Here is a 25,044-nt window from a genome sequence, read left to right as displayed (position 1 = left end):
ACATCAGTGACAGTCTTTGAAGCCGGCGGCAGCCTCACGGGAAGGGGCGGGGAGGGGCAAAAGATCCGGGGGCCCGGGGGCAGCACCCCCGTGACCTCGGCCTTCAGGGCTAGCGGGGATCCGCCGGATGCGGAGCAACCAGCGGCAACTGCGAAGCCAGGCGGGCCTCGCACAGCTCGACCAGCCGGTCGTAGCCCTCCTTGCCCATCAGCTCGATCAGCTCGGGTCGGTACGACACGTACACCGGATCGCCCGCCCCGTGCGCGGACGTCGCCGACGTGCACCACCAGTGGAGGTCATGCCCGCCAGGACCCCAGCCCCGCCGGTCGTACTCGCCGATCGAGACCTGCAGGACACGCGTGTCATCGGGGCGGTCGATCCACTCGTACGTACGACGGACCGGCAGCTGCCAGCAGACGTCCGGCTTGGTCTCCAGCGGCTCGCGCCCCTCGCGCAGCGCCAGGATGTGCAGCGAACAGCCCGCACCGCCCTCGAAGCCGGGACGGTTCTGGAAGATGCAGGAGCCCTTCCAGCGGCGGGTCTGCCGGTCGCCGTCCTCGTCCTCCTCGGTCCAGCCCGAGGCCGAACCCACGTCGTGGTGCTGCCAGATGTCCGGCGTGAGCCGGGCCACATGCCCCGCGACCCGCTTCTCGTCGTCATCGTCGGAGAAGTGCGCACCGAGCGTGCAACAGCCGTCGTCCGCGCGCCCCGCCTGGATGCCCTGGCAGCCGCTGCCGAAGATGCAGGTCCAGCGCGAGGTCAGCCAGGTCAGATCGCAGCGGAAGACCTGCTCGTCGTCGGCCGGGTCGGGGAACTCGACCCAGGCGCGGGCGAAGTCCACGCCCTTCTCGTCGGGGGCCTCCTTCTTCGAGCGCGCCTTGGCGCCCGACTTGGCAGCCGAGGAAGCCTTGGAGGCCTTGGAAGATTTGTCGGTCTTCGCCTTTTTCGTCTTGGGCACGAAGCAAGGGTAAGGGCGACGGAAGGGTCACGTGGACGGCACATGGGCGGTCGGAGGTAGAACGCGCAGTAGCGTTTTACCCATGAGACTCGGTGTCCTGGATGTGGGTTCGAACACGGTGCATCTGCTGGTGGTGGATGCCCACCCCGGCGCGCGCCCGCTGCCCGCCCACTCGCACAAGGCGGAGCTGCGGCTCGCCCAACTCCTCGACGACAGCGGGGCGATCGGCCCGGAAGGCGTCGACCTCCTGATCTCCACGATCAAGAGTGCCCTGGAGGCCGCGGAGGACAAGGGCTGCGAGGACGTACTGCCGTTCGCGACTTCCGCCGTCCGTGAGGCGACCAATGCCGACGAGGTCCTGACCCGCGTCAGGGACGAGACGGGCGTCGACCTCAGGGTGCTCTCCGGCGAGGAGGAGGCCCGGCTCACCTTCCTGGCCGTACGCCGCTGGTTCGGCTGGTCCGCGGGCAAGCTGCTCGTCCTCGACATCGGGGGCGGGTCGCTGGAGATCGCGTACGGGATCGACGAGGAGCCCGACGCGGCCGTCTCGCTGCCGCTCGGCGCGGGGCGGCTGACTGCCGCCTGGCTGCCCGGTGATCCGCCCGACCCGCAGGACGTCAAGGCGCTGCGCCGGCACGCGCGGGCCCAGATCGCCCGTACGGTCGGGGAGTTCAGCCGCTTCGGCAATCCGGACCACGTGGTCGCGACGTCCAAGACGTTCAAGCAGCTCGCCCGTCTCGCCGGCGCCGCGCGGTCGACCGAGGGTCTCTACGTACAGCGGGAACTGAAGCGAAAGTCGCTGGAGGACTGGGTGCCGCGGCTTGCCTCGATGACCGAGGCCGAGCGGTCCGAGCTGCCCGGGGTCTCCGAGGGGCGGGCCGGACAGCTGCTCGCGGGGGCGCTTGTGGCCGAGGGCGCGATGGATCTGTTCGGGATCGAGGCGCTGGAGGTCTGTCCCTGGGCGCTGCGCGAAGGCGTGATCCTGCGCCGGCTCGACCACATGTCGGAGAGCCAGAGCCATGAGCTGCGCACACCGGACGGTGGTGACCGACCGGCTTGAGACCACCTGCCGACCACCCCCGCGCTCCCCGTACGCTGTCCCTCGTGGCAGAACCAGTGGTGCGCATCCCGGATGCGAAGGTCGCCCTGTCGACGGCCTCGGTCTATCCGGAGTCGACCGCGACGGCCTTCGAGATCGCCGCGCGCCTCGGCTACGACGGCGTCGAGGTCATGGTGTGGACCGACCCGGTCAGCCAGGACATCGAGGCACTGCGCAGGCTGAGCGACTACCACCAGATCCCGATCCTGGCCGTGCACGCCCCATGTCTGCTGATCACCCAGCGGGTGTGGTCCACGGACCCGTGGGTCAAGCTGCAGCGGGCCCAGGCCGCCGCCGAGAAGCTGGGCGCCTCGACCGTCGTCGTCCACCCGCCGTTCCGCTGGCAGCGGCAGTACGCACGCGACTTCGTCAGCGGGCTGTGGCGGATGGCGGACGAGACCGATGTGCGGTTCGCCGTGGAGAACATGTACCCGTGGCGCTACCGCGACCGGGAAATGCTCGCGTACGCCCCCGAGTGGGACGTGACCAAGGACGACTACCGGCACTTCACCGTCGACCTCTCGCACACCGCGACCGCCCGCACCGAGGCGATGGAGATGATCGACCGAATGGGCGACCGCCTCGCCCACATCCACCTCGCCGACGGCAACGGCTCCGCCAAGGACGAGCACCTGGTCCCCGGCCGCGGCACCCAGCCCTGCGCGGAGTTGCTGGAGCGTCTGGCGCTGAGCGGCTTCGACGGGCACGTCGTCATCGAGGTCAATACGCGGCGGGCGATGTCCAGCGCCGAACGTGAGGCCGACCTGGCCGAGGCGCTGGCCTTCACCCGGCTGCACCTCGCGTCCGCGCTCCGGGTGGACAAGGCGTGAGTGAGCAGGCCCCTCAGGTCCCGCAGGCGCCGCGGCGCCGCGGACGTCCTTCTCGTACGGAGTCGGAGCAGGGCCCCGCGACCCGGGACCGCATTCTGCAGGCGGCCCGGGACCAGTTCGCCGAGCGGGGCTACGACAAGACGTCGATGCGCGGCATCGCCAAGGCGGCCGGGGTGGACTCGGCCCTGGTGCACCACTACTTCGGCACCAAGGACGACGTCTTCGCCGCGGCCATCGAGGTCACCTTCGAGCCCGCGGTGGGCGTGATCGACGCGGTGGAGGAGGGGCTCGACGGCGCCGGCGAGCGCCTGGCCCGGTTCTTCTTCGCCGTCTGGGAGAACCCGGCGACCCGCACCCCGCTGCTCGCGGTGATCCGCTCGGCGGTGACCCACGAGGCCGCGGCGAAGGTGCTGCGGAGCTTCGTGCTGAAGCGGCTGATCGAGCGGGTCGGCGGGGATCTGGACGTACCGGATCCGAAGTTCCGTGCCGAGCTGGCCGCGTCCCACATGATCGGGATCGCCTTCGCGCGGTACGTGATCAAGGTCGAGCCGATGGCTTCTGCGGACCCCGAAGAGATCATCAAGTTCGTCGCGCCCACGCTGCAGCGGTATCTGACCGAGGAGTGAGCAGCGCATCCCAGAATCCGGAACGCTTGTCCGGATCTTGGATCACCGGCGTACGCTCGACAGCAGTCACATCTGTCTTTGAAGCCTGTCTTTGAAGTGTCATTGAAGGAGCGAGCGGCGATGCCCGAGCTGAGGTCCCGCACTGTCACCCACGGCCGGAACATGGCGGGCGCCCGCGCCCTGATGCGGGCGTCGGGCGTAGCGAGCGAGGACATCGGCAAGCCGATCATCGCCGTGGCCAACTCCTTCACCGAGTTCGTGCCGGGCCACACCCACCTCCAGCCGGTCGGCCGGATCGTCTCCGAGGCGATCAAGGCGGCGGGCGCGGTGCCCCGCGAGTTCAACACCATCGCGGTCGACGACGGCATCGCGATGGGGCATGGGGGGATGCTCTATAGCCTCCCCTCCCGCGACCTGATCGCGGACAGCGTGGAGTACATGGTCGAGGCGCACTGCGCGGACGCCCTGATCTGCATCTCCAACTGCGACAAGATCACGCCCGGCATGCTGAACGCCGCCCTGCGCCTCAACATCCCGACGGTCTTCGTCTCCGGCGGCCCGATGGAGTCCGGCCGCGCGACCCTCGTCGACGGCACGGTCCGCACGCTCGACCTGGTCGACGCGATGTCGGAGGCGGTGAACGACAACGTCTCCGACGCGGACATGCTGCGTATCGAGGAGAACGCCTGCCCGACCTGCGGCTCGTGTTCCGGCATGTTCACCGCCAACTCGATGAACTGCCTGACCGAGGCCATCGGCCTCTCCCTCCCCGGCAACGGCTCGGTGCTCGCCACGCACACCGCCCGCAAGGCGCTGTACGAGAACGCCGGGCGCACGGTCGTCGACATCACCAAGCGCTACTACGAGCAGGGCGACGAGACGGTCCTGCCGCGCAACGTCGCCACCTTCGACGCCTTCGAGAACGCCATGGCGCTCGACATCGCGATGGGCGGCTCGACCAACACGATCCTGCACCTGCTCGCCGCCGCCCAGGAGGCCGAGCTGGACTTCGGCCTCGCGGACATGGACGCCATCTCGCGCCGCGTCCCGTGCCTGGCCAAGGTCGCTCCGAACGTGGCCAAGGACCGCACGTACTACATGGAGGACGTGCACCGGGCAGGCGGCATCCCCGCCATCCTCGGCGAGCTCTACCGCGGCGGCCTCCTGAACGAAGGCGTGCACAGCGTGCACTCCGCGTCCCTCGCTGATTGGCTCAAGACCTGGGACGTGCGCGGCGGTTCGCCGTCCGCCGAGGCCGTCGAGCTGTGGCACGCGGCCCCCGGCTGCGTCCGCTCCGCCACCGCCTTCTCGCAGTCCGAGCGCTGGGACACCCTCGACACGGACGCCGAGGGCGGCTGCATCCGCTCCACCGAGCACGCGTACTCGAAGGACGGCGGCCTCGCCGTCCTCAAGGGCAACCTCGCCGTCGACGGCTGCGTGGTGAAGACCGCCGGCGTCGACGAGTCGATCTGGACCTTCGAGGGCCCGGCCGTCGTCTGCGAATCGCAGGAAGAGGCCGTCGACAAGATCCTGAAGAAGGAGATCACCCACGGCGACGTGGTGGTCATCCGGTACGAGGGCCCCAAGGGCGGCCCCGGCATGCAGGAGATGCTCTACCCGACCTCCTTCCTCAAGGGCCGCGGTCTCGGCAAGACCTGCGCCCTGATCACCGACGGCCGCTTCTCCGGCGGCACTTCGGGCCTGTCCATCGGCCACGCCTCGCCCGAGGCGGCCTCCGGCGGCACGATCGCGCTCGTCGAGGACGGCGACCGCATCCGCATCGACATCCCGAACCGGAGCGTCGAACTCCTGGTCTCCGCCGAGGACTTGGCGACCCGCGAGGCCGCGCTGAACGGCGCGTACGCCCCGAAGAACCGCGAGCGCAAGGTCTCCCAGGCGCTCAAGGCGTACGCGGCCATGGCGACCAGCGCCGACAAGGGCGCGGTGCGGGACGTGTCGAAGCTGGGCTGAGGCCTCGCCTTCGTACAGCCGAGTCCTCAACTCCGTACGTACGTTGTACGTGAAGCGGCCCGCCCCGGAAGTCACCGGGGCGGGCCGCTTTCACGTATGCGGGCCTGCTACAGCTTGGGCGGCTTCGCCCCGTCGAACGAGAACAGGGTGGGCCCGCCGCCCTCCACGAAGAGGATGCGGCCGACCACGTGCACGCGCGGCTCCCGGGAGCCGTCCCCGCCGTCCTCCGCGTGCCGCTTCGTCACCCACAGCTCCTTGCCGGTGCGCCGGTCCATCGCGACGACCTGTCCGATCGGGGTCGCGCCGAGGAGCAGATCGCCGCTCGCGACGGGTGCCGAGAGGCCGTCGTGGTTGACCAGGCGGGACCACTGGCGCTCACCGGTGGCCAGCGAGTAGGCGCTCAACCGCCCGTCCGGCCGGGCGAAGTACAGGGCGCCGCCCGTCGCCGAGACCGAGCTGTTGCTGGGCTGTCGTACGGTGAACTCCACCGCCTTGCCCGTGCGGGCGTCGAGCCGCACGACGGAGGAGTACTCGTCCGCACCGCTCGCGGTCTCGGAGCCGGTGAAGAACACCGGCGAATCGCCGTCGGCGACCAGCAGGTCGAGGTAGTTGGGGCTGTCGTACGTCCAGAGCGTGCCGCCCTTGTCGTCCAGCGCGTACACCCTCGACGGGCCCTCGGGCGAACCCACCGGGGCGCACAACGCGTAGAGCCGGGCGCCGGCGCCGTAGGGCAGACAGTCCGCCTCCTTCTTGCCGAGGTCCCGCTGGAGGGACGAGGGCGGGCGGAACGTCCAGAGCTCGTCCCCGGAGTCCGCGTCGAGGGCCCGGAGCCCGGGCCCGCTCTCGGTCGGTGCGAGCAGCGCGATGCCGCCCGCCTGCGCATCGGCCGTGCCGCTGACGTCGGTCTCCGGGGTGGTCCAGCGCTGCTTGCCGGTCCTGGGGTCCAGGCCGACGACGCGGTGCGTCGACTCGGCGGCGCCCTCCGCGTACTTGGTCCGCACGACCGTCACCGTGCGGTCCGTGACGCCGAGCACCTCCTCCGACGGAGCCGAGATGTTGAAGTCCGCCTTCTCGTCCGGCCACACCGTCTTGCCGTCAGAGAGCCGGATCCGCCGCACGGGGCGGTCGGTGTCGCCGCTGCAGTACATGGAGTCCCGGTGCACCCTGCAGAAGAGGTCGCCGCCGCTGTCCAGGTCCCCCAAGGGCCGCACCCGCCAGGGCTGCCAGCCCACGGGAGCGCCGCCGGCGAGCGTCGTCCGGACCTCGGATGCGCCGCTGCCGCCCTGGTCGGGGGGCGTACCGCCGCCGTCCTGCGCCCGCAGGGCCACCACCACGCCGCCCGTGACGGCCACGAGCGCGAGGGTGGCGAGCGTGGCGACCAGGGCGGTACGCGCGCGTGGCCGCTTCCGCTCTCCCGCGGGCGGCGTCGCGCTCTCTGTCTGTTGTCCGTCGAGGACCGTCCCCCGCCCGTCCAGGACCGTTTCGATGTACGCCGCCTCGGTGCGCCGCACCTCGCCCGGAACGTCGTCGTCCGACAGCTGCCGCAACAGGCCGAGCAGCGCGCCCAGTTCGGTCCGCCGCTCCGGCTCCTTGGCCAGACAGGGTTCGACCGCCGCCCGCAGCCCCGCCGGAACCCCGTCGAGGGAGGGCGCCTCGTGCACCACTTGGTACGCGGTCAGATAGGGGCTGTCCGCGTCGAAGGGCCCGCGCCCCGCCGCCGCGAACACCAGCACCGCCGCCAGCGAGAAGACGTCCGAAGCCGGCCCGACGTCCCGCGGCGACTGCAGCTGCTCCGGCGACATGAAGGGCGGCGTGCCCATCACGCGGCCGGTCATGGTCAGCGTCTGGTTGTCGGCGGCCCGCGAGATCCCGAAGTCGATGACGCGCGGGCCCTCGCCGGACAGCACGATGTTGGCCGGCTTGAGGTCCCGGTGCACGACGCCGGCCCGGTGGATGTCCCGCAGCGCCTCGGCGAGCCCGACCGCGAGCTGCCGCAACTCCCGTCCGCGTACGGCCCCTTGGGCCCGTACCCGCTCGGCGAGGGTCCGCCCCTCGATGAACGCGGTCGCCATCCAGGGCCGCACCGCATCGGGGTCGGCGTCGACCACGGCGGCGGTGAACGCCCCGCTGACCCGGCGGGCCGCCGCGACCTCCTGCCGGAAGCGGATCCGGAACTCCTCGTCCTCGGCGAACTGCTGGTGCACCACCTTGAGCGCGACCTGCCGCCCCGTGGACGACCGGGCCAGATAGACGACGCCCATGCCGCCCGAGCCGAGGCGGTCGACCAGGGCGTAATCGCCTATCGCTGCGGGGTCCTCCGCACTCAGCGGCACAGCCCTGCTCCTCCCCCGTGTCCACAGTTGACGCGTACAGAGTATGTATCCGCTGCGCACGCGGGAACCGCGGGCCACTGGGGTCTCATCTAACGGATGAGGAAGATGCCGAACACGGGGGAGAGCACCATGAGCGAGAACCTGACCGCACCAGAGCCCACCGAGGCCGTGGAGGCCACGACCGCACGCACCTACGCGGTGTGCGCCGACGTCAACGTCCGCTCGGGCCCGGGGACTTCGTACTCCGTCGTCGGCCGGGTCCGGGGCGGCACCATGGTCACGATCTACTGCCAGCGGCCCGGCACGACGGTCACCGGACCGACCGGTACGTCGAACATCTGGGACCGGATAGGTTCCGGGCGCTACATCTCCGACACGTACGTCCGCACGGGCAGCGACGGGTACGTGGCGCCGCGCTGCTGACCGTCAGGTCGACCGGCACCGCACAATGCGGAACATTCGGACTTCGGCGGGCCGCCCGCGTCTCACTCGGGCTTGGGCGGCTTGCCCGCGTCGAAGCCGAACAAGGTGTTCCCGTCCGCGCTCACGATCACGGCGCGGCCGGCCACCGTCACCCGCGCGCTGACGCCGGCGTCGCCGCCGAGCCCGTCCACCCGCGTGTCGGTGGTCCACAGCGGCTTGCCGCCCGGCGCCTCCAGGGCGACGACGCGGCCGCTCGCCGAGGCGAAGTACAGGACGCCGTCGGCGAGGGTGGGCGCCGACAGCCACTCCGCGCCGGTCTGCCGTGACCACTTCTCCTTGCCGCTGGCCGGGTCGACCGCGTTGACCCGGCCGCCGGGCCCGGTGAAGTACAGCGTCCCGTCCGCCACGACCGGCGCCCCGCCCGCCCGCAGCCCCGGCGTCGAGGCGGCCGACGTCCGCAGCGGGTGCGCGGTGACCTTGCCGGTCCGCGGATCGAGGAGCGCGACCTTGTCGTAGTGGTCGAACGCGGCGTCCTTCCACCGCTGTTGTACGAGGACGAGCCTGCCCTGCGCCGCGCCGACGGGCTTCATCCGCCCGTCGAACCGGACGCCCTTGCCGAGCTTTCCGGTCTTGGCGTCGATGGTGTGCACGACGGGGTGCAGCACCTCGGTGCCCTGCACCTCGGCGAGCGGGGCGCAGACGGCGTAGGCGTGCGTCCCGGCGACGTACGGCGCGCACTGGGTGCCCGCGGGGAACGGGGTGCGCCAGACGGTCTTGCCGCTGCGGGCCCGCCGGGACTCGATGTGGGTGTGGGCGGCGTCGACCGAGAGGACGTCGGCGGTGCCGTCCTCGCCCGCCTTGCTCGCCGTGCCCGCCGTGCCCGCCGTGCCTTCCTTGCCGCGCGGCAGCAGGACCGCGTCGAGCGACTGCCCCAGATACAGGATCGAGTCGAGGCCGATCGGTGCGGACCACAGCACCTTGCCGTCCGCGGAGACCGCGACGACTTCGATGGGCGCCCCGCCGGCGCGCTGGCGATAGCCGACGACCACCGGACCGGCACCCTTTGCCGCCCCGGTGAGGCCGGCCAGATGCATGCCCTGCACGGGCACTCCCGGGCTGTCGACCTTCCACACCGTGGAGCCGTCGGACGCCTTGAGCCGGGCCGCGGCCAGACCGCCGCCCCCGCAGTACAGGTCGCCGCCGCTCGCCGCGCAGCGCAGCTCGTCCGTGAGTTCCTGCTTGCCGCGGACCGTGTCCTGCCAGGGGTGGAACCCGCTGGGCAGTCGGCCCTTGCCCGAAGTGGCCACGGTCTGCCGGGAGTTGTCGGTCGGGGCCTGCTCGCCCGGCCCGGCCTGCAGGATCGCGACGCCGCCCCCGATCGCCGCCACCGCCACGGCGGCCGCGAGCACGGACCGCCATCGCCTGCGCAGGCGCCGGCCGACGCCCTGGGTGGGGCTGTCCTTGGCCGCCGTACGCGGGGACAGGGCCCGCGTCTGCGTGTCGAGGGCCGGCCCGCCGGTGGTGGCCGGCTCGGCCCTGCCGAAGTCGTCCGGCAGCTCCATGAGTTGGGTCAGCAGCTGCCCGGCGGAGGGGCGGCTCGCGGGGTCCTTGGTGAGGCAGGGCTCGACCACCGTGCGCAGCACCGCGGGCACCGCGCCGAGCGCCGGGGCCTCGTGCACCACCTGGTACGCGGTCATATAGGGGCTGTCCGCGTCGAACGGGCCCTGCCCCGTGGCCGCGTACACCAGGAGCGTCGCCAGCGAGAAGACGTCCGAGCCGGACCCGACGTCCCGCGGCGCCTGCAGCTGCTCCGGCGACATGAAGGGCGGCGTACCGATGACGCGGCCGGTCATGGTGAGCGTCTGGTTGTCGGCGGCCCGCGAGATCCCGAAGTCGATGACGCGCGGGCCCTCGGGGGAGAGCACGACATTGGACGGCTTGAGGTCCCGGTGCACCACCCCGGCGCGGTGGATGTCCCGCAGTGCCTCCGCGAGCCCGACCGCGAGCATCCGCAACTCGGCGCCGCCCAGCGGCCCTTCGTCGGCGATGCGCTGGGCGAGGGTGGGCCCCTCGATGAAGGTGGTGGCCATCCACGGATGCTCGGCCTCCGGGTCGGCGTCGACCACGGCCGCGGTGAAGGCGCCGCTGACCCGGCGGGCGGCCGAGATCTCCTGCCGGAAACGAGTCCGGAACTCCTCGTCGTCCGCGAAGTGCTGATGGATCAGCTTGATCGCCACGGGCCGCCCCGACGCCGTACGCGCCAGATAGACGGTCCCCATCCCGCCCGCGCCAAGCCGGGCCTCCAGCGGATATCCGCCAATGGCCTCGGGATCGCCCCCACGCAGCCGCACAGCTGCCAACCTCCCCCGTCTCTCCCGGCAACCTCCGGTCACAAACTCCGGTGACGCACAAAACTAGCGCCCTTGTCCGACAGCGTGGCCCCCGCGGGCCCGGTAGCGATGGTTCCGGGCCCGGTAGCAACGGTTCCGGGCCCGGCTGCAGCAATTCCGCCCCCCGCCCGCGCACGGGCGATAATCGGGAGGTGAGCGACGAATCAGACACCCCCACCTCCACCCCCGCCGGCCCGCAGCCCGACCCCATCCCGATGGTCGGCACGACCTGGGTCGACCACGACAACGGCTACGCCCTGCGCCGCGCGGCCCTGGGCCTGTGCGCGCTCCTGGGCGCGGCCGGCGGCGCCTTCCTCCTCAAGCTCGCCTACGAGGGCCTGGACATCGCCCAGGTGGGCAGCTTCATCAGCCTCCTCGTGGTCGTCGTCTTCTCCGCCTGCAGCGCCGTCGCCCTGCGCCGCACCTGGGAGTCGTTCAGCACCCGCCCGGACCCCGACCGACAGGCCCAGCTGCGCACCGTCACGGCGATCGGCTTCATCGGTGCGCTGCTCGCGTATTTCCTCCGCAGCTTCATGGAGGCGCCGGGCGAGAAGCTGCGTCGTACGGAGTACGAGACGGCCCTCGCCCAGTACGAACGCCGCAGCGCCCGCCGCGCGGGCAACCCCGCCTCCCGCAAGAAGAAGGGCAAGGCCTGACGCGCGGCCTTGCCTGACGGTCAGGCGGTGCGGCGGCGCAGGGTCGCGGCGCCGAGGGCCAGGACGAGGGCCGCGCAGCCCGCGACGACGAGGGCGTCACGCACGAAGTTCGCGGTCATGTCCGTGTGCCTGAGGACCTCGTTCATGCCGTCCACGGCGTACGACATGGGCAGCACATTCGAGATCTTCTCCAGGACGGGCTGCATGTTCCCGCGGGCGGTGAACAGTCCGCACAGCAGCAGCTGCGGGAAGATCACGGCCGGCATGAACTGCACCGCCTGGAACTCGGAGGCCGCGAAGGCCGACACGAACAGCCCGAGCGCCGTCCCGAGCAGCGCGTCGAGCAGCGCGACGACAAGCAGCAGCCAGGGCGAGCCGACCACGTCCAGGCCGAGCGCCCACAGGGCGAGGCCGGTGGCGAGGGCGGACTGGATGATCGCGAGCAGCCCGAACGCGAGGGCGTACCCCATGATCAGATCGCCCTTGCCGAGCGGCATGGCGAGCAGCCGCTCCAGGGTGCCCGAGGTGCGCTCCCGCAAGGTCGCGATCGAGGTCACCAGAAACATGGTGATCAGCGGAAAGATCCCGAGCAGCGAGGCCCCGATGTTGTCGAACGTCCGCGGACTCCCGTCGAAGACGTAGCGCAGCAGAAGCAGCATCACGCAGGGCACGAAGACCATGAGCGCGATCGAGCGCGGGTCGTGACGCAGCTGGTGCAGGACACGGCCGGCGGTGGCGAGGGTGCGGGCGGCAGTCATCGGGTCGACTCCTTGGGCGAGTTGACGTGATCGGAGGCGAGCCGGGCACGCTCATTGGCCGCGTCGACCAGCCGGAGGAACGCCTCCTCGACGGTCTCGGTGTCCATACGGCGGCGCAGGGCGTCCGGGGTGTCGTCCGCGAGGATCTTGCCCTCGCGCATGAGGAGCAGCCGGTGACAGCGCTCGGCCTCGTCCATGACGTGCGAGGAGACGAGGATCGTGGTGCCGCGTTCGGCGATGGCGTGGAAGAGGTCCCACAGATCGCGCCGCAGCACCGGGTCGAGCCCGACGGTCGGCTCGTCGAGCACGAGCAGCTCGGGGGTGCCGAGCAGGGCGACCGCGAGCGAGACGCGACTGCGCTGGCCGCCGGAGAGGTTCCCGGCGAGGGAGCCGGCGTGCGAGCCGAGGTCGACCTCGGAGATGACCCGGGTGACATCGGCCCGGCGCTGCTCTGCGGCGGCGCGGCCCGGACTGAGGATCGCCGCGAAGTACTCGAGGTTCTGCCGCACGGTCAGGTCGTCGTACACGGACGGCGCCTGCGTGACATACCCGATCACCGACCGCAGAGCCGCGTCCCCGGCCGCCCGCCCGAGCACTTCCAACGTCCCACTGACCTTGCCCTGCGTTCCGACGACGGCCCGCATCAACGTCGACTTGCCACACCCGGAGGGCCCGAGCAGCCCGGTGATCTGCCCCCGGGGCACCACGAAGCCGAGCCCGCGCAGCACTGTGCGGGGGCCGCGGACAACGGTGAGCCCTTCAGCGCGAATGGCATTATTCATCATGCGATGAATAATGCGCCTGAGGGGACCCCGGGTCAAGACGCCACTGGCATTCAGTCGGTCCGCGTCTCTTCAGCCCGTCCGGCGTTTGAGGACAATCTTTTGAAGCCGGCGGCAGCCTTAAGGGAAGGGGCGGGGAGGGGCCGGTCTTGAGCAGCAACCACCCACCCACGGCTCGCCGAAACGAACGGGCCCGGGGGCGGAGCCCACGCCTCGGACACCCACCCCACCCAGCGGAGCGCGATGCGAGGATGGCCCGGACAGACGAACGGGAAGGCAAGCCATGACACAGAAGGTCGCAGTCCTCGGCACCGGCAAGATCGGCGAGGCCCTGCTCAGCGGAATGATCCGCGCAGGCTGGACACCGGCCGACCTCCTGGTCACCACCCGCCGCCCGGAGCGAGCCGAAGAACTCCGCACCCGCTACGCCGTGGACCCCGTCACCAACGCCGAAGCGGCAAAGCACGCCGAAACCCTGATCCTCGCCTGCAAGCCGCAGGACATGGCCAAGCTCCTCGACGAACTGGCCCCCCACATCACCCCCGACCGCCTGGTCATCAGCGCGGCGGCCGGCATCACCACGGCCTTCATCGAGGAACGCCTCCCCGACAGCACCCCGGTCATCCGCGTCATGCCGAACACCCCGGTCCTGGTCGACGAGGGCATGTCCGTCATCTCCGCCGGCTCGCACGCAGGCGCCGCCGACCTCGCCCACGCAGAGGCGATCTTCGGCGCCGTCGGCAAGACCCTGAACGTGCCCGAGTCCCAGCAGGACGCCTGCACGGCCCTCTCCGGCTCGGGACCGGCGTACTTCTTCTACCTCGTCGAGGCCATGACCGACGCGGGCATCCTCCTCGGCCTGCCCCGCGACAAGGCCCACGACCTGATCGTCCAGTCCGCGATCGGCGCCGCGGTGATGCTCCGCGACAGCGGCGAACACCCGGTCAAGCTCCGCGAGAACGTCACGTCCCCGGCCGGCACCACCATCAACGCGATCCGCGAACTCGAGAACCACGGCGTACGCGCAGCCCTCATCGCCGCCCTCGAAGCCGCCCGCGACCGCAGCCGCGCCCTCGCCTCCGGCAACGGCTGAGCCGACACCGGCGGCTAACTCCCCTCCGCCGCCTCGACGACGAGGTGCAACTGCTCGGCCACCGCACACCCGTGCCGCAACCGAGCCTGCAGTTCCCGCACCTCACGCCCGTGCCCGCCCTGTGCCCGCAGCCGGCCGATCTCGCTCTCCACCCGGTCGTTCAGCCGGTCGAGCACCCGCGACCGCAGCTTGGCGACGTGCTCCCCGCGCTCCGACACATGCACGGCCGCCGGGGCGGGCGCCGCCGAAACCGCCACGCACGCCACGACGGCGACAGACAACACGGCGGTACGTGAACGAAGGCGCGGCACAACAGACAAGGTCGGGCTCCAGCCAGAGACGGGCATACGGCGGCACCCACGCTAGAAAATCCCCGCCGCCCATACGTCGGCCGAACGGCCACACCTCACGGACCAAAAGACCTCAGCCCGCGGCCCGCAGCACGTCCTCGGTCGTCACGACCTTCGCGAACCTTCCCCCGTGCAGCGAGACCGCCGTGGCCCGCGACAGCTCATCGCCGCTCGCCGACCACCCGAAGGGCCCGGCGAGATCGAAGGTGTGCATGGCATCGAGCGGAAACACCACGTCGTACCCGAGGTTCCCGCCCATCCGCGCGGTCGTCTCGTTGCACATGTTCGTCTGGATACCGGCGATGACGATCTGCCCGATCCCCGCCTCCTTCAGCCAGACATCCAGACTCGGCTCCCCGTAGAAGGCCGAGTTCACGGTCTTCGTCACGAGCACCTCCGGGCCCCGGCCCTTCCCCCGCCGCTCCTGCACGAAGTCCTTGAAGTCATTGCCCACGTGCCCGAGCCGCAACGGCGACCGCGACTCCGCCGGCGAGTCATGCCGTACGAACACGACCGGCCGCCCCGACTCCTGCCAGTGGTCGATCAGCGCCGCGATGTTCCCCTCGGCATCCGGATTGTTCCGCTTCCCCCAGAACTCCTCCTCGAAGCCCTTCTGTACGTCGATGACAACAAGCGCTGCGTTCTCCGCGATCTCCATGCCCACCATGCTGTCTCCGGTCCACCGCACACCCCAGAGGAAGAAAAGTCAGCGATCGATGGTTTACTGCCAACCATGCGACCGCAGCGCATCGCCCTGATCACGTTCCCCGGCATCCGGGCCTTCGACGTCTCCGTCATCACCGAGGTCTGGGGCTCCGACCGCCGCCTCCGCGGCGTCCCGCCCTTCGAGCTCCGCCGCGTCGCTGCCGACCCGGACACACCCGTCCCCCTGCGAGGCGGTCTCACCCTCACCCCGGACCGCCCGCTCGGCTGGCTCGCCGAGGCGGACCTCGTCCTGGTCCCGGGCATCGAGGACCCGGACGATGACGCCCCGGCCCCCGTACTCGAAGCCCTCCGCCAAGCGCACGCCGCCCGGACTCCGGTCGCCTCCCTCTGCGCGGGAGCCTTCGTCCTGGCCCGTGCCGGACTCCTCGACGGCCGCCGAGCAGTCACTCACTGGCACCTGGCCGACACCCTCGCCGCCCGATACCCGCAGATCACCGTCGACCCCGGCGCGCTGTTCGTGGAGGACTCCGGCATCTGGACCTCGGCAGGCACAGCAGCAGGCATCGACCTCTGCCTCCACCTGGTGCGTACGACCCACGGAGCCGAGGCGGCAGCCACCATCGCCCGCGCGATGGTCACCGCCCCCTTCCGCTCGGGCACTCAAGCCCAGTTCATCGAGCGCCCCACGCCCCGCGCCGACCGTGACGCGGACACCTTGGCCGAGGTCCGCGCCTACGCCCTGGCCCACCTCGAAGAACCGCACACCGTCGCAGACCTCGCTGCCCGCGCGGGTATGTCCCCGCGCAGCTTCGCCCGGCACTTCCATGCCACCACCGGCACCACCCCGCTGCACTGGCTCATCACGCAGCGCATCACCGCCGCCCAGAAGCTCCTCGAGCGCACCGACCACCCGCTGCCCGAGGTCGCCCGCCGAGCCGGCTTCGGCAGCGAGGTCACCATGCGCCAGCACTTCGCCGCCCACCTCGCGACCAGCCCCAGCGCCTACCGGGCCACCTTCACGAGGCCCGCCCGCCCCGAAGTTGACACTGCCCTTCCGCATACGTAATGTTCTCCGGGTTGTCCGACGTGAGCGCCGACCCCGGTCGGTCCCCGGACAGCCAATCCGCAAGAACCATAAGAACGAACTGCGATCCGTCGCGGGCTCGTTTTCGTGCGCTTTTACGGAATGAGGAATCCGCGTTCGAAAGGGCGCCCCGATTAGGTCGGGAGCCGAGATTCCGCTAAAGTCTCACTCGTCGGAACGGCCCAACAGCCGCAAAGACAAACCCGGTTGACTGGGAGTCAGGCCCGAAAGGATCTGATAGAGTCAACATCGCCGGAAAGGGAAACGCGAAAGCGAAGAACTGGAAAGCACCGAGGAAGTCGGACACGAAAGCGTCTGATAGAGTCGGAAACGCAAGACCGAAGGGAAGCGCCCGGAGGAAAGCCCGAGAGGGTGAGTACAAAGGAAGCGTCCGTTCCTTGAGAACTCAACAGCGTGCCAAAAATCAACGCCAGATATGTTGATACCCCGTCCACGGCCAATCTTGGCTGGGGATGAGGTTCCTTTGAAAAAGTCCTGCCGATCTACACCGGTTGGTAGGCAAACACAGCGAGGACGCTGTGAACGACCGGGACTATTCCTCCTGGTTGTTCCGCTCTCGTGGTGTCGTCCCGATTACGGGAAAACATTCACGGAGAGTTTGATCCTGGCTCAGGACGAACGCTGGCGGCGTGCTTAACACATGCAAGTCGAACGATGAAGCCCTTCGGGGTGGATTAGTGGCGAACGGGTGAGTAACACGTGGGCAATCTGCCCTTCACTCTGGGACAAGCCCTGGAAACGGGGTCTAATACCGGATAACACTCCTTGCCTCCTGGCAGGGAGTTAAAAGCTCCGGCGGTGAAGGATGAGCCCGCGGCCTATCAGCTTGTTGGTGAGGTAATGGCTCACCAAGGCGACGACGGGTAGCCGGCCTGAGAGGGCGACCGGCCACACTGGGACTGAGACACGGCCCAGACTCCTACGGGAGGCAGCAGTGGGGAATATTGCACAATGGGCGAAAGCCTGATGCAGCGACGCCGCGTGAGGGATGACGGCCTTCGGGTTGTAAACCTCTTTCAGCAGGGAAGAAGCGAAAGTGACGGTACCTGCAGAAGAAGCGCCGGCTAACTACGTGCCAGCAGCCGCGGTAATACGTAGGGCGCAAGCGTTGTCCGGAATTATTGGGCGTAAAGAGCTCGTAGGCGGCTTGTCACGTCGGGTGTGAAAGACCGGGGCTTAACCCCGGTTCTGCATTCGATACGGGCTAGCTAGAGTGTGGTAGGGGAGATCGGAATTCCTGGTGTAGCGGTGAAATGCGCAGATATCAGGAGGAACACCGGTGGCGAAGGCGGATCTCTGGGCCATTACTGACGCTGAGGAGCGAAAGCGTGGGGAGCGAACAGGATTAGATACCCTGGTAGTCCACGCCGTAAACGGTGGGAACTAGGTGTTGGCGACATTCCACGTCGTCGGTGCCGCAGCTAACGCATTAAGTTCCCCGCCTGGGGAGTACGGCCGCAAGGCTAAAACTCAAAGGAATTGACGGGGGCCCGCACAAGCAGCGGAGCATGTGGCTTAATTCGACGCAACGCGAAGAACCTTACCAAGGCTTGACATATACCGGAAAGCATTAGAGATAGTGCCCCCCTTGTGGTCGGTATACAGGTGGTGCATGGCTGTCGTCAGCTCGTGTCGTGAGATGTTGGGTTAAGTCCCGCAACGAGCGCAACCCTTGTCCTGTGTTGCCAGCATGCCCTTCGGGGTGATGGGGACTCACAGGAGACCGCCGGGGTCAACTCGGAGGAAGGTGGGGACGACGTCAAGTCATCATGCCCCTTATGTCTTGGGCTGCACACGTGCTACAATGGCCGGTACAATGAGCTGCGAAACCGCAAGGTGGAGCGAATCTCAAAAAGCCGGTCTCAGTTCGGATTGGGGTCTGCAACTCGACCCCATGAAGTCGGAGTTGCTAGTAATCGCAGATCAGCATTGCTGCGGTGAATACGTTCCCGGGCCTTGTACACACCGCCCGTCACGTCACGAAAGTCGGTAACACCCGAAGCCGGTGGCCCAACCCCTTGTGGGAGGGAGCTGTCGAAGGTGGGACTGGCGATTGGGACGAAGTCGTAACAAGGTAGCCGTACCGGAAGGTGCGGCTGGATCACCTCCTTTCTAAGGAGCATCTAGGCCGCCAAGCTTGCTTGGTGGTCCAGGGCCATTACGTCGGCACACGTTCGACGGTGGTTGCTCATGGGTGGAACGTTGATTATTCGGCACAGTTGGCCAACTCGGGCCGCAAGTACTGCTCTTCGGAGCGTGGAAAGCGAAGCGGGTTGGGGACTGGGCCGGGCACGCTGTTGGGTATCTGAAGTAACGGCCGCAAGGTTGTGCTTCGGGATGCCGGCCCCAGTGAACTTGACCGTAAGGGTCAGGGTGATGGGTGGTTGGTCGTTGTTTGAGAACTACACAGTGGACGCGAGCATCTGTGGCCAAGTTTTTAAGGGCGCACGGTGGATGCCTTGGCACCAGGAACCGATGAAGGACGTGGGAGGCCACGATAGTCCCCGGGGAGTCGTCAACCAGACTTTGATCCGGGGGTTTCCGAATGGGGAAACCCGGCAGTCGTCATGGACTGTCACCCATGCCTGAACACATAGGGCATGTGGAGGGAACGAGGGGAAGTGAAACATCTCAGTACCCTCAGGAAGAGAAAACAACCGTGATTCCGGGAGTAGTGGCGAGCGAAACCGGATGAGGCCAAACCGTATGCGTGTGAGACCCGGCAGGGGTTGCGCATGCGGGGTTGTGGGATCTCTCTTTCACAGTCTGCCGGCTGTGAGACGAGTCAGAAACCGTTGATGTAGACGAAGGACATGCGAAAGGTCCGGCGTAGAGGGTAAGACCCCCGTAGTCGAAACGTCAACGGCTCGTTTGAGAGACACCCAAGTAGCACGGGGCCCGAGAAATCCCGTGTGAATCTGGCGGGACCACCCGCTAAGCCTAAATATTCCCTGGTGACCGATAGCGGATAGTACCGTGAGGGAATGGTGAAAAGTACCGCGGGAGCGGAGTGAAATAGTACCTGAAACCGTGTGCCTACAAGCCGTGGGAGCGTCGCGCATTGAGTTTACTTAATGCGTCGTGACTGCGTGCCTTTTGAAGAATGAGCCTGCGAGTTAGCGGTGTGTAGCGAGGTTAACCCGTGTGGGGAAGCCGTAGCGAAAGCGAGTCCGAATAGGGCGATTGAGTTGCACGCTCTAGACCCGAAGCGGAGTGATCTAGCCATGGGCAGGTTGAAGCGGCTGTAAGAGGTCGTGGAGGACCGAACCCACCAGGGTTGAAAACCTGGGGGATGACCTGTGGTTAGGGGTGAAAGGCCAATCAAACTCCGTGATAGCTGGTTCTCCCCGAAATGCATTTAGGTGCAGCGTCACGTGTTTCTTGCCGGAGGTAGAGCACTGGATAGGCGATGGGCCCTACCGGGTTACTGACCTTAGCCAAACTCCGAATGCCGGTAAGTGAGAGCGTGGCAGTGAGACTGTGGGGGATAAGCTCCATGGTCGAGAGGGAAACAGCCCAGAGCATCGACTAAGGCCCCTAAGCGTACGCTAAGTGGGAAAGGATGTGGAGTCGCAGAGACAACCAGGAGGTTGGCTTAGAAGCAGCCACCCTTGAAAGAGTGCGTAATAGCTCACTGGTCTAGTGATTCCGCGCCGACAATGTAGCGGGGCTCAAGCGTACCGCCGAAGTCGTGTCATTCCAGCACATACCCCCAACGGGGGCTGGGATGGGTAGGGGAGCGTCGTGTGCCGGGTGAAGCAGCCGCGGAAGCGAGTTGTGGACGGTTCACGAGTGAGAATGCAGGCATGAGTAGCGATACACACGTGAGAAACGTGTGCGCCGATTGACTAAGGGTTCCTGGGTCAAGCTGATCTGCCCAGGGTAAGTCGGGACCTAAGGCGAGGCCGACAGGCGTAGTCGATGGACAACCGGTTGATATTCCGGTACCCGCTTTGAAACGCCCAATACTGAATCAGGCGATGCTAAGTCCGTGAAGCCGTTCCGGACCCTTCGGGGAAAGGAAAGTGGTGGAGCCGACGAACCAGACTTGTAGTAGGTAAGCGATGGGGTGACGCAGGAAGGTAGTCCAGCCCGGGCGGTGGTAGTCCCGGGGTAAGGGTGTAGCCCGTCATCTAGGCAAATCCGGATGACATATAAGGGTGAGACCTGATGCCGAGCCGATTGTGGTGAAGTGGATGATCCTATGCTGTCGAGAAAAGCCTCTAGCGAGTTTCATGGCGGCCCGTACCCTAAACCGACTCAGGTGGTCAGGTAGAGAATACCGAGGCGTTCGGGTGAACTATGGTTAAGGAACTCGGCAAAATGCCCCCGTAACTTCGGGAGAAGGGGGGCCATCACTGGTGAAGGAACTTGCTTCCTGAGCTGGGGGTGGCCGCAGAGACCAGCGAGAAGCGACTGTTTACTAAAAACACAGGTCCGTGCGAAGCCGTAAGGCGATGTATACGGACTGACGCCTGCCCGGTGCTGGAACGTTAAGGGGACCGGTTAGTGCACTTTCGGGTGTGCGAAGCTGAGAACTTAAGCGCCAGTAAACGGCGGTGGTAACTATAACCATCCTAAGGTAGCGAAATTCCTTGTCGGGTAAGTTCCGACCTGCACGAATGGCGTAACGACTTCTCGACTGTCTCAACCATAGGCCCGGTGAAATTGCACTACGAGTAAAGATGCTCGTTTCGCGCAGCAGGACGGAAAGACCCCGGGACCTTTACTACAGTTTGATATTGGTGTTCGGTTCGGCTTGTGTAGGATAGGTGGGAGACTTTGAACCTTGGACGCCAGTTCAGGGGGAGTCGTCGTTGAAATACCACTCTGGTCGTGCTGGATGTCTAACCTGGGTCCGTGATCCGGATCAGGGACAGTGTCTGATGGGTAGTTTAACTGGGGCGGTTGCCTCCCAAAGAGTAACGGAGGCGCCCAAAGGTTCCCTCAGCCTGGTTGGCAATCAGGTGTTGAGTGTAAGTGCACAAGGGAGCTTGACTGTGAGACCGACGGGTCGAGCAGGGACGAAAGTCGGGACTAGTGATCCGGCGGTGGCTTGTGGAAGCGCCGTCGCTCAACGGATAAAAGGTACCCCGGGGATAACAGGCTGATCTTCCCCAAGAGTCCATATCGACGGGATGGTTTGGCACCTCGATGTCGGCTCGTCGCATCCTGGGGCTGGAGTCGGTCCCAAGGGTTGGGCTGTTCGCCCATTAAAGCGGTACGCGAGCTGGGTTTAGAACGTCGTGAGACAGTTCGGTCCCTATCCGCTGTGCGCGTAGGAATATTGAGAAGGGCTGTCCCTAGTACGAGAGGACCGGGACGGACGAACCTCTGGTGTGCCAGTTGTCCTGCCAAGGGCATGGCTGGTTGGCTACGTTCGGAAAGGATAACCGCTGAAAGCATCTAAGCGGGAAGCCTGCTTCAAGATGAGTATTCCCACCAACTTGATTGGTTAAGGCTCCCAGTAGACGACTGGGTTGATAGGCCAGATGTGGAAGCCCTGTAAGGGGTGGAGCTGACTGGTACTAATAGGCCGAGGGCTTGTCCTCAGTTGCTCGCGTCCACTGTGTTAGTTCTGAAATAACGAACAACACGCCTCCCCCCTAAGGCCATGGGGGTTGAGGCATCGGTTCAAAATTTCAAAGTGTTTCGGTGGTCATAGCGTGAGGGAAACGCCCGGTTACATTCCGAACCCGGAAGCTAAGCCTCACAGCGCCGATGGTACTGCAGGGGGGACCCTGTGGGAGAGTAGGACGCCGCCGAACTAAATTTAGATGAAAGGGAAACCCCCGCACCTATGGTGCGGGGGTTTTCTGCGTTATAGGTCTCTGTAGGAAACCTTTGTGTTTAAGGGACCTTCGGCCTGCGCGCCGAACGGGGCACGGTCACTTAAGGTCGAAGCATGCGCTACGACCTGGTCATCTTCGACAACGACGGCGTCCTTGTGGACAGTGAGCCGATCTCCAACACGATCCTCGCCGGCTACCTCACCGAGCTGGGCCACCCGACCTCGTACGAGGAGTCCGTCCGTGACTACATGGGGGCCGCCGTCCACCGTGTGCACGACCTCGTCGAGGAGCGGACCGGGCAGAAGCTGCCCGAGGATTTCGACGCCACGCTGCACTCCCGCATCCTCACGGGCTTCGAGCGCGAGCTGAAGCCCGTCGTCGGCGTCGCCGATGTGCTCGCCAAGCTCACCGAAGAGGGCACCCCCTACTGCGTCGCCTCCTCCGGCAGCCACGACAGGATCAGGGCCGGACACCACCAGACCGGCATCGACGAGTGGTTCGAGGAGGAGTGGATCTTCAGCTCCGAGGACGTGGGCCAGGGCAAGCCGGCGCCGGACCTCTTCCTGCACGCGGCCGACCGGATGGGCGTACCGCCCGAGAACTGTCTCGTGATCGAGGACAGCCCGCTCGGAGTCCAGGCCGCGCTCGCTGCCGGAATGGCCGTCTACGGGTTCACCGCGATGACGCCGGCCGACCGCCTCGAAGGAGCCACTGCCTATTTCGGGGATATGGGACAGCTTCTCCAAATGCTTGACTGATCCATCTACCGGTCGGTAGCGAACGGCCTTACGCTCTCCGCTCATGACGGATGCGCGGTTGCGGCACGGCAGGGCTTCCCTGGCGGTCAGTTTCTTTGTTCAGGGTGTGACTTTTGCCCTTCTTGTGACGCGAATTCCCGCGATCCAGGACCGGTACGGGATATCCGACGGGCTGCTGCCCGCCTTTCTCGCTGCTGTGCCGATCCTCGCCGGAGTCGGCAGCGTCACCACCGAGCACCTCGTCAAAAGGGTGCGGCCCACCACTGTGCTGCGCTGGTCGCAGCCCGTGGTGCTGCTGGCGCTGCTCGGGGTCGGGGCCGGTAGCGAGATGTGGGAAGCGGGCCTTGCCCTGGGGGCGTTCGGGCTCGCGGTCGGTGCGCTGGACGCGTCCATGAACATGCTGGGCGTCAGCCTGCAGCGCTCCTACGGCCGCAGCATCATGCTCGGCTTCCACGCCGTGTACAGCCTGGGCGGGATCGCCGGAGCGTCGATCGCCTGGGCGGGGGCGCACTGGCATCTGTCGCTCTTCGTCTCGTATCTGCCCGCCGTGGCACTGCTGCTGCCGGGGGCGCTGATCGCCAGTCGCTGGTACGCCGATGCGGACGCGGGCGGCAAGGAGACGGGCGAGGCCGGCGAGGACCGGGCCAAGCCGCTGGTGTTCAAGCTGCTGCTGCCGCTCTGCCTGGTGATGACCTTCGCTTACATCGGTGACTCGACCGTCTCCAACTGGAGTGCCAAGTACCTGGAGGACGTGCTCCACAGTTCGGAGGAGCTGGCGACGGTTCCGTACAACATCTACATGGTCACGACGCTGATCGGGCGGGCCGTCGGGGACCTGGGGGTGCGGCGCTTCGGGGCCGTCGTGGTGGTGCGGACGGGGACCGTGGTCGCGGCCCTCGGGTTCGCGGTGGTGGCCGTGGCGCCCGGGCCCTGGGTGGGGATGCTCGGCTTCACGCTCCTCGGGCTCGGGCTCTGTGTGATCGTGCCGCAGACCTTCGCGGCGGCGGGGCGGCTGTTCCCCGGGAACTCGGACCAGGCGATCGCGCGGCTCAACATCTTCAACTACGTGGGCTTCCTGGTCGGGTCGCCGCTCGTGGGGGCGATCGGGGATGCCTGGAGCTATCGCGGGGCGATGGTCGTGCCCATGCTCCTGGTCCTGGTGACGCTGGTGTATGCCCGCTCCTTCGCGGGGGAGGGGGACCGATACGGTGACGGGCATGAGCGGCCGCGCACAGCTGATGTGGGACGAGGCAGTAACGGGCTATGACTTCGGGCCCGAGCATCCGATGGACCCGGTGCGGCTCGCGCTGACCCGGGGCCTCGTCGGAGCGTTCGGGCTGGACAAGGCGTTGGACGTCGTGTCGGCGAAGGCGGCCGGGGATTCGACGCTCAGGCTCGTGCACCGCGAGGACTATGTGGAGGCGGTCAAGGCCGCTTCCGCCGATCCCGGGTCGGCCGACGGGTCGTACGGCCTCGGCACCGTGGACGATCCGGCCTTCGCCGGGATGCACGAGGTGTCCGCGCTGATCGCCGGGCAGTCCGTGGGGGCGGCCGAGGCGGTGTGGCGGGGCGATGTGGCGCATGCGGTGAACTTCGCCGGTGGGCTGCACCATGCGATGCCGGGGGGTGCCGCCGGGTTCTGCATCTACAACGACGCGGCCCTCGCGATCGCGCGGCTCCTTGAGTTGGGGGCCGAGCGGGTCGCGTACATCGATGTGGACGTGCACCACGGGGACGGCGTACAGGCGGCGTTCTGGGAGGACCCGCGGGTTCTGACGATCTCGCTGCACGAGCATCCGCGGACGCTCTTTCCGCAGACCGGGTGGCCGGAGGAGACCGGTGCGGCGGAGGGCGGCGCGGTGAATGTGGCGCTGCCGGCCGGGACGGGCGATGCCGGGTGGCTGCGCGCCTTTCACGCGGTGGTGCCCGAGTTGCTCGCCGAGTTCCGGCCACAGGTCCTCGTCACCCAGCACGGTGCCGATACGCACTTCGAGGATCCGCTGGCGCACCTGGCGGTGTCGCTGGACGCGCAGCGGGCCGTGCAGGTCGCCTGCCATGACCTGGCACATGAGTACGCGGACGGGCGTTGGGTCGCCCTCGGGGGCGGCGGATACGCGGTGGTGGACGTGGTCCCGCGGTCCTGGACGCATCTCGTCGCGATCGCGGCGGGGCGGCCGATCGCTCCCGAGGCGGAGGTGCCCGAGGAGTGGCGGCATGAAGTGTTCGCCCGGACAAGGCAGTTGGCGCCCTCGAGGATGACCGACGGCAGGGTGCCCGAGTGGCAGGACTGGGAGGACGGGTACGACCCCGCCGACCGCCTCGACCAGGCGATTCTGGCGACCCGGCGGGCTGTGTTCCCGCTGCGGGGGCTGCTGCCGTAGCGGTTCGCTGCCGCTGTCCCAGCAGTCCTCCGCTTACGTTGCGGCGTTGAACCACTACACCGCGTTAGCCCAA

General features: G+C 67.6%; 18 protein-coding genes and 3 rRNA genes. 14 read left to right on the top strand and 7 right to left on the bottom strand.

The features are described from left to right. Positions 1-109: 109 nt before the first annotated feature. Positions 110-958, bottom strand: a complete 849-nt coding sequence (locus tag OG430_RS22105; protein WP_327354290.1) for a hypothetical protein — start codon at positions 956-958, stop codon at positions 110-112. A gap of 82 nt (positions 959-1,040) precedes the next feature. Here OG430_RS22105 and OG430_RS22100 point away from each other — a divergent pair, with 82 nt between their 5' ends. The 4 genes from OG430_RS22100 (at position 1,041) to ilvD (ending at position 5,484) form a co-directional block, all read left to right on the top strand. Continuing rightward, positions 1,041-2,018 (top strand): Ppx/GppA phosphatase family protein, encoded by a 978-nt coding sequence (locus OG430_RS22100; RefSeq protein ID WP_327354289.1) that lies wholly within the window; start codon positions 1,041-1,043, stop codon positions 2,016-2,018. A gap of 44 nt (positions 2,019-2,062) precedes the next feature. Continuing rightward, positions 2,063-2,887, top strand: a complete 825-nt coding sequence (locus OG430_RS22095) for a sugar phosphate isomerase/epimerase family protein (protein ID WP_327354288.1) — start codon at positions 2,063-2,065, stop codon at positions 2,885-2,887. After that, the gene (locus OG430_RS22090) at positions 2,884-3,513 is read left to right on the top strand and encodes a TetR/AcrR family transcriptional regulator (RefSeq protein ID WP_327354287.1); all 630 of its coding nucleotides are present in this window, start codon (positions 2,884-2,886) and stop codon (positions 3,511-3,513) included. Before OG430_RS22095 ends, OG430_RS22090 begins: the two co-directional genes overlap by 4 nt. Before the next feature lie 120 nt (positions 3,514-3,633). Continuing rightward, positions 3,634-5,484 carry a dihydroxy-acid dehydratase gene (gene ilvD, locus OG430_RS22085; RefSeq protein WP_327354286.1) on the top strand — a complete coding sequence of 617 codons (1,851 nt, stop codon included), beginning with the start codon at positions 3,634-3,636 and terminating at the stop codon, positions 5,482-5,484. 107 nt (positions 5,485-5,591) lie between these two features. Here ilvD and OG430_RS22080 read toward each other — a convergent pair whose 3' ends face one another. Beyond that, a complete protein-coding gene (locus OG430_RS22080; RefSeq protein ID WP_327354285.1) occupies positions 5,592-7,817 on the bottom strand; it encodes a serine/threonine-protein kinase in 2,226 nt (741 codons plus the stop codon). Between the two features lie 129 nt (positions 7,818-7,946). Between OG430_RS22080 and OG430_RS22075 the strand changes: the two genes are divergently transcribed. Continuing rightward, a complete protein-coding gene (locus tag OG430_RS22075) occupies positions 7,947-8,240 on the top strand; it encodes an SH3 domain-containing protein (RefSeq protein ID WP_327354284.1) in 294 nt (97 codons plus the stop codon). 62 nt (positions 8,241-8,302) lie between these two features. Here the strand turns inward: OG430_RS22075 and OG430_RS22070 are convergent, their stop codons facing one another. Beyond that, positions 8,303-10,591: a serine/threonine-protein kinase gene (locus OG430_RS22070; protein ID WP_327354283.1), complete on the bottom strand. Its 2,289-nt coding sequence runs from the start codon at positions 10,589-10,591 to the stop codon at positions 8,303-8,305. A gap of 191 nt (positions 10,592-10,782) precedes the next feature. On the opposite strand from OG430_RS22070, the gene OG430_RS22065 reads away from it, so the two are divergent. After that, positions 10,783-11,286 carry an EamA/RhaT family transporter gene (locus tag OG430_RS22065; RefSeq protein ID WP_327354281.1) on the top strand — a complete coding sequence of 168 codons (504 nt, stop codon included), beginning with the start codon at positions 10,783-10,785 and terminating at the stop codon, positions 11,284-11,286. Positions 11,287-11,306: 20 nt separating this feature from the next. On the opposite strand, the gene OG430_RS22060 is transcribed toward OG430_RS22065, so the two are convergent. Beyond that, positions 11,307-12,044 carry an ABC transporter permease gene (locus tag OG430_RS22060; protein ID WP_327354279.1) on the bottom strand — a complete coding sequence of 246 codons (738 nt, stop codon included), beginning with the start codon at positions 12,042-12,044 and terminating at the stop codon, positions 11,307-11,309. Then, on the bottom strand, positions 12,041-12,829 hold the full coding sequence (locus OG430_RS22055; RefSeq protein ID WP_327354278.1) for an ABC transporter ATP-binding protein: 789 nt from the start codon (positions 12,827-12,829) through the stop codon (positions 12,041-12,043). The genes OG430_RS22060 and OG430_RS22055 overlap by 4 nt, the downstream gene beginning before the upstream one ends. Before the next feature lie 280 nt (positions 12,830-13,109). On the opposite strand from OG430_RS22055, the gene proC reads away from it, so the two are divergent. After that, positions 13,110-13,919, top strand: a complete 810-nt coding sequence (proC, locus tag OG430_RS22050; RefSeq protein ID WP_327354277.1) for a pyrroline-5-carboxylate reductase — start codon at positions 13,110-13,112, stop codon at positions 13,917-13,919. Positions 13,920-13,933: 14 nt separating this feature from the next. Here proC and OG430_RS22045 read toward each other — a convergent pair whose 3' ends face one another. Together OG430_RS22045 and OG430_RS22040 are read right to left on the bottom strand one after the other, a co-directional pair. Beyond that, the gene (locus OG430_RS22045; RefSeq protein WP_327354276.1) at positions 13,934-14,203 is read right to left on the bottom strand and encodes a hypothetical protein; all 270 of its coding nucleotides are present in this window, start codon (positions 14,201-14,203) and stop codon (positions 13,934-13,936) included. A gap of 139 nt (positions 14,204-14,342) precedes the next feature. After that, positions 14,343-14,927, bottom strand: coding sequence for a cysteine hydrolase family protein (locus OG430_RS22040; protein ID WP_327354275.1), 585 nt, complete (start codon positions 14,925-14,927; stop codon positions 14,343-14,345). A 75-nt stretch (positions 14,928-15,002) separates the two neighbouring features. Here OG430_RS22040 and OG430_RS22035 point away from each other — a divergent pair, with 75 nt between their 5' ends. From OG430_RS22035 to OG430_RS22005, 7 genes are all read left to right on the top strand, one after another. Then, positions 15,003-16,001: a GlxA family transcriptional regulator gene (locus OG430_RS22035; protein ID WP_327354274.1), complete on the top strand. Its 999-nt coding sequence runs from the start codon at positions 15,003-15,005 to the stop codon at positions 15,999-16,001. Between the two features lie 625 nt (positions 16,002-16,626). Next, positions 16,627-18,152 (top strand): 16S ribosomal RNA (locus tag OG430_RS22030). A 315-nt stretch (positions 18,153-18,467) separates the two neighbouring features. Then, positions 18,468-21,592, top strand: a 23S ribosomal RNA gene (locus OG430_RS22025). Positions 21,593-21,691: 99 nt separating this feature from the next. Beyond that, positions 21,692-21,808 (top strand): 5S ribosomal RNA (rrf, locus tag OG430_RS22020). The 16S, 23S and 5S rRNA genes sit together here, the layout of an rRNA operon. A gap of 137 nt (positions 21,809-21,945) precedes the next feature. Continuing rightward, the gene (locus OG430_RS22015; RefSeq protein ID WP_327354273.1) at positions 21,946-22,590 is read left to right on the top strand and encodes an HAD family hydrolase; all 645 of its coding nucleotides are present in this window, start codon (positions 21,946-21,948) and stop codon (positions 22,588-22,590) included. A gap of 43 nt (positions 22,591-22,633) precedes the next feature. Continuing rightward, the gene (locus OG430_RS22010) at positions 22,634-23,857 is read left to right on the top strand and encodes an MFS transporter (protein ID WP_327354272.1); all 1,224 of its coding nucleotides are present in this window, start codon (positions 22,634-22,636) and stop codon (positions 23,855-23,857) included. Further along, positions 23,808-24,971 carry an acetoin utilization protein AcuC gene (locus OG430_RS22005; RefSeq protein WP_327354271.1) on the top strand — a complete coding sequence of 388 codons (1,164 nt, stop codon included), beginning with the start codon at positions 23,808-23,810 and terminating at the stop codon, positions 24,969-24,971. Before OG430_RS22010 ends, OG430_RS22005 begins: the two co-directional genes overlap by 50 nt. Positions 24,972-25,044 lie beyond the last annotated feature (73 nt).

This window comes from Streptomyces sp. NBC_01304, from assembly GCF_035975855.1.
In the GTDB taxonomy this organism is placed as follows: domain Bacteria; phylum Actinomycetota; class Actinomycetes; order Streptomycetales; family Streptomycetaceae; genus Streptomyces.
Note: the sequence above shows the minus strand (reverse complement) of the source record. Positions and strands in the feature narration are given on the sequence as shown.